Annotated in this window: 5 protein-coding genes and 1 rRNA gene; 5 read left to right on the top strand and 1 reads right to left on the bottom strand. The window is 50.2% G+C overall.

The annotated features are described in order from the left end of the window. The first annotated feature begins 55 nt into the window (after positions 1 to 55). The 5 genes from OGV69_RS11250 (at position 56) to OGV69_RS11230 (ending at position 5322) form a co-directional block, all read left to right on the top strand. A protein-coding gene (locus tag OGV69_RS11250) for an IS1-like element IS1B family transposase (protein ID WP_095033700.1) occupies positions 56 to 753 on the top strand; the annotation gives its coding sequence in 2 pieces (ribosomal slippage) (positions 56 to 305 and positions 305 to 753; 699 coding nt in all). 413 nt (positions 754 to 1166) lie between these two features. Next, on the top strand, positions 1167 to 2192 hold the full coding sequence (locus tag OGV69_RS11245) for an amino acid ABC transporter substrate-binding protein (RefSeq protein WP_038634415.1): 1026 nt from the start codon (positions 1167 to 1169) through the stop codon (positions 2190 to 2192). A 69-nt stretch (positions 2193 to 2261) separates the two neighbouring features. Further along, positions 2262 to 3443: an amino acid ABC transporter permease gene (locus OGV69_RS11240; RefSeq protein WP_038634418.1), complete on the top strand. Its 1182-nt coding sequence runs from the start codon at positions 2262 to 2264 to the stop codon at positions 3441 to 3443. Between the two features lie 9 nt (positions 3444 to 3452). Next, entirely contained in the window at positions 3453 to 4556 is a 1104-nt protein-coding gene (locus tag OGV69_RS11235) for an amino acid ABC transporter permease (protein ID WP_069325451.1), read from the top strand. 7 nt (positions 4557 to 4563) lie between these two features. Next, complete coding sequence (locus tag OGV69_RS11230) at positions 4564 to 5322, top strand: amino acid ABC transporter ATP-binding protein (protein ID WP_069325452.1); 759 nt, start codon at positions 4564 to 4566, stop codon at positions 5320 to 5322. Positions 5323 to 5425: 103 nt separating this feature from the next. Here OGV69_RS11230 and rrf read toward each other — a convergent pair. Further along, positions 5426 to 5507 (bottom strand): 5S ribosomal RNA (gene rrf, locus OGV69_RS25310); the annotation flags it as partial.

Here is a 5507-nt window from a genome sequence, read left to right as displayed (position 1 = left end):
GGTGATGCTGCCAACTTACTGATTTAGTGTATGATGGTGTTTTTGAGGTGCTCCAGTGGCTTCTGTTTCTATCAGCTGTCCCTCCTGTTCAGCTACTGACGGGGTGGTGCGTAACGGCAAAAGCACCGCCGGACATCAGCGCTATCTCTGCTCTCACTGCCGTAAAACATGGCAACTGCAGTTCACTTACACCGCTTCTCAACCCGGTACGCACCAGAAAATCATTGATATGGCCATGAATGGCGTTGGATGCCGGGCAACCGCCCGCATTATGGGCGTTGGCCTCAACACGATTTTCCGCCATTTAAAAAACTCAGGCCGCAGTCGGTAACCTCGCGCATACAGCCGGGCAGTGACGTCATCGTCTGCGCGGAAATGGACGAACAGTGGGGATACGTCGGGGCTAAATCGCGCCAGCGCTGGCTGTTTTACGCGTATGACAGGCTCCGGAAGACGGTTGTTGCGCACGTATTCGGTGAACGCACTATGGCGACGCTGGGGCGTCTTATGAGCCTGCTGTCACCCTTTGACGTGGTGATATGGATGACGGATGGCTGGCCGCTGTATGAATCCCGCCTGAAGGGAAAGCTGCACGTAATCAGCAAGCGATATACGCAGCGAATTGAGCGGCATAACCTGAATCTGAGGCAGCACCTGGCACGGCTGGGACGGAAGTCGCTGTCGTTCTCAAAATCGGTGGAGCTGCATGACAAAGTCATCGGGCATTATCTGAACATAAAACACTATCAATAAGTTGGAGTCATTACCGACAAAACGTTGGTTTATAGCTCTTACTGAATAATAAAATTATTATAGATATCCCTCACATATCCACGACTTGAAATTAGCATTTTTCCTGTTTTTTGTTACACCGCGTTTTCTTTTCATTATTCTCACGCGATCAATATTAACGTCCGAAATCGTTATCACGCGTCCTGTCTGATTTTAAAATTTTTGCGCTGAAATGTGGCTTACGTTTCAATTTTGCACCACTTCAGGGCGCTGCATTTATTTTTTCCTGTCTACACTCTGCATATTGCGCCGAATAATCGTGCGCAAAAACCTGGCACTACCTTTGCTTAAAAGAGTATGGCCAAAGCCACAGACCGGTAAAAGACGTTTTCAGAACGTTTTCATAACAATAATTCCTCCACACAGGATGCTCTATGAAAAAGATGATAATAGCCAGCCTGGCTGCGGCCGGCGTGCTCCTTGCGATTGCAAATCAGGCGCATGCCGGCGCAACACTTGATGCCGTAAAGAAAAAAGGGTTTGTGCAATGCGGGATCAGTGACGGGTTGCCTGGCTTCTCTTACGCCGATGCGAGCGGTAAATTTTCAGGTATTGATGTCGACGTATGCCGAGGCGTTGCCTCCGCCGTATTTGGCGATGATACCAAAGTAAAATATACCCCACTTACCGCCAAGGAACGTTTTACCGCGTTACAGTCTGGCGAAGTCGACATGCTCTCGCGTAATACCACATGGACCTCCTCTCGTGATGCAGGTATGGGCATGTCTTTCACTGGCGTAACCTATTACGATGGCATTGGTTTTCTTACCCACAATAAAGCCGGCCTGAAGAGCGCCAAAGAACTGGATGGCGCAACGGTGTGTATTCAGGCAGGAACCGATACCGAACTGAACGTGGCTGACTACTTTAAAGCCAACAATATGAAGTACACCCCTGTCACTTTTGACCGCTCGGATGAATCGGCTAAGGCACTGGAATCAGGACGTTGCGATACGCTGGCCTCCGACCAGTCGCAGTTGTACGCCCTGCGAATCAAGCTGAGCAATCCTGCAGAATGGATTGTCCTGCCAGAAGTTATTTCTAAAGAACCCTTAGGTCCGGTTGTACGTCGTGGCGACGATGAATGGTTCTCCATTGTTCGCTGGACGCTGTTCGCCATGCTGAATGCGGAAGAGATGGGTGTTAACTCGAAAAACGTTGACGAAAAAGCGGCTAATCCTGCAACGCCGGATATGGCGCATCTGTTAGGTAAAGAAGGGGATTATGGTAAGGATCTGAAGCTTGATAACAAATGGGCTTATAACATTATTAAGCAAGTAGGTAACTACTCGGAGATCTTTGAACGTAACGTTGGATCGGAAAGTCCATTGAAGATCAAACGTGGACAGAACAACCTCTGGAACAACGGTGGCATTCAATATGCGCCACCGGTGCGCTAATGCAACGTGATGTAACGGGCGCCGCAGCTGCGGCGCTCAGCCCAGAGTCATTGTTACCGAGGTTTTCTTATGCTTCATCGCCGCTCAACCGTAAAAGGATCGCTATCCTTTTCTAACCCTGCGGTCCGCGCCTGGTTATTCCAAATACTCGCCGTCATTGCGGTCATTAGCATTGCGGTCTATCTCATTCATAACACGATTAATAACCTGAGCAGTCGCGGTATTACCTCGGGATTTTCTTTTCTCGACCGCAGCGCCGGATTTGGTATCGTCCAGCATCTGATTGATTACGAGCAAGGCGATACCTATGGCCGCGTGTTCCTGGTCGGTCTGCTTAATACGCTGTTAGTTTCCGCACTATGTATCGTCTTCGCTTCATTTCTCGGTTTCTTTCTCGGGCTGGCACGCCTGTCAGATAACTGGTTATTGCGAAAGCTCTCCACGGTCTATATCGAAACGTTCCGCAATATCCCACCGCTATTGCAGATCTTCTTTTGGTATTTTGCCGTATTACGTAACCTGCCCGGCCCACGTCAGGCGGTTAACGCGCTGGATTTAATGTTTCTGAGCAACCGGGGGCTGTATATTCCGGCGCCGCAAATGGGAGAAGGTCTTTTTGCCTTTTGTACCGCGGTCCTTATTGCCGTCGTTGTCACCTTCGGGCTATTCCGTTTCAACAGAATGCACCAGATCAAAACCGGTCAGTTACGCCGTACCTGGCCCACAGCTCTGGCGTTGATCGTGTTCTTACCAATGATTTCACAGTGGTTTTTTGGCGCGGCACTTCACTGGGATATCCCTGAACTACGCGGTTTTAACTTTCGTGGCGGCATGGTGCTTATACCTGAACTGGCGGCTCTGACGCTGGCGCTTTCAGTGTATACCTCAGCGTTTATTGCAGAAATTATTCGGGCAGGAATTCAGGCTGTTCCTTATGGCCAACATGAGGCAGCACGCTCTCTGGGTTTGCCAAATCCGGTGACGCTCCGCCAGGTCATCATCCCGCAGGCGCTGCGCGTCATCATTCCTCCACTAACCAGTCAGTACCTGAATATCGTTAAAAATTCATCGCTCGCTGCCGCCATTGGCTACCCGGATATGGTTTCCCTGTTTGCCGGCACGGTACTCAATCAAACGGGACAAGCCATTGAAACTATTGCCATCACGATGTCGGTGTACCTGATCATCAGCCTGAGCATTTCTCTACTGATGAATATTTATAACCGTCGTATCGCACTGATCGAGCGCTAAGGAGCCATGATGACAAAAGCACTACTGTCTCACCCCTCGCGCCAGAGCAGTAACCCGGCAAGCCGCTGTCTGTTCTGGGTTCGCAAAAACCTGTTCTCCAGTTGGTCAAATTGCCTGCTCACGCTGCTATGCGTGTGGCTAATTTGGTCCTTCCTTCCACCGCTGTTGAACTGGGTATTTTTTCAGGCCAACTGGGTAGGCTCTACCCGAGCTGACTGTACCAAAGCGGGGGCCTGCTGGGTGTTCATTCATGAACGCTTCGGACAATTCATGTATGGACTTTACCCACACGATCAGCGCTGGCGCATTAATCTGGCCCTGCTGATTGGCCTGGTCTCAATCGTTCCCATGTTCTGGAAAACCATTCCCCACCGTGGTCGTTATATCGCCGTTTGGGCAGTCGTTTATCCTTTGGTGGTCTGGTGGTTGATGTATGGTGGTTTTTTCGGGCTTGAGCGAGTAGAAACCCGGCAGTGGGGCGGGTTAACGCTGACGCTTATCATCGCATCCGTCGGTATTGCGGGTGCGCTCCCGTGGGGGATTCTACTGGCATTGGGGCGTCGTTCTCATATGCCCGTCGTGCGGATTTTATCCGTGATTTTTATTGAGTTCTGGCGCGGCGTACCGTTGATCACCGTCCTGTTTATGTCCTCTGTCATGCTACCTCTGTTTATGTCTGAGGGGACCAGTATCGACAAGCTTATCCGGGCACTGGTCGGTGTCATTCTTTTCCAGTCAGCCTATGTTGCAGAGGTGGTTCGTGGGGGATTACAGGCCTTGCCAAAAGGTCAGTATGAAGCGGCTGAATCACTGGCGCTAGGGTACTGGAAAACCCAGGGTCTGGTCATTCTTCCCCAAGCCCTCAAGCTGGTTATTCCTGGTTTGGTTAATACGATTATTGCCCTGTTCAAGGATACCAGTCTGGTCATCATCATCGGCCTGTTTGATCTCTTCAGCAGCGTGCAGCAAGCAACCGTGGATCCTGCATGGCTGGGTATGTCGACGGAAGGATATGTTTTTGCCGCACTGATTTACTGGATCTTTTGTTTCAGTATGTCGCGTTACAGCCAACATCTGGAAAAACGTTTTAATACCGGGCGTACACCGCACTGAGGAATTTATGAACCAATTATTAAGGCAGTCTACCGACGCGATGATTACGCTGGAAAACGTCAACAAATGGTACGGACAGTTCCACGTTTTGAAAAACATCAATCTGCAGGTAAAACAAGGAGAGCGTATCGTCTTATGCGGTCCTTCCGGCTCGGGTAAATCGACAACTATCCGTTGTATTAACCATCTGGAAGAGCATCAGCAAGGACGTATTGTGGTGGATGGGATTGAACTCAATGAGGACATTCGCAATATTGAGCGCGTCAGGCAGGAAGTTGGCATGGTCTTTCAACACTTCAATCTCTTTCCTCATTTGACGGTTTTGCAAAACTGTACGCTGGCGCCAGTCTGGGTGCAAAAGATGCCGAAAAAAGAGGCTGAAGTGTTGGCAATGCACTACCTTGAGCGAGTTCGCATTGCTGAACATGCGCATAAATATCCAGGGCAAATCTCTGGCGGGCAACAGCAGCGTGTGGCCATTGCACGTTCGTTATGTATGAAACCTAAAATTATGTTGTTTGATGAACCCACATCAGCGCTGGATCCTGAAATGGTGAAAGAGGTGCTTGATACCATGATCGGTCTGGCGCAATCGGGTATGACTATGCTGTGCGTTACCCATGAAATGGGATTTGCCCGCACAGTGGCCGACCGGGTGATCTTTATGGATCTTGGCGAGATTGTGGAGCAGGCACCACCGGATGAGTTTTTTGCCAATCCCAGGTCAGAACGTACGCGGGCATTCCTGTCGCAGGTGATTCATTAATCTTCTGTTTTGCCCGGTGGCCTGCGCTTACCGGGCCTACGGGTTAGCAAGAAACATAACGCAAAAAGGCCATCCTTTCGGATGGCCTTTTCACTTATTTGATGTCTGGCAGTTCCCTACTCTCGCATGGGGAGACCCCACACTACCATCGGCGCTACGGCGTTTCACTTCTGAGTTCGGCATGG

Origin of the sequence: Citrobacter sp. Cc139, from assembly GCF_030334645.1 — a bacterium.
In the GTDB taxonomy this organism is placed as follows: Bacteria; Pseudomonadota; Gammaproteobacteria; order Enterobacterales; family Enterobacteriaceae; genus Citrobacter; species Citrobacter werkmanii.
This window is presented reverse-complemented; position numbering and strand designations above follow the sequence as displayed.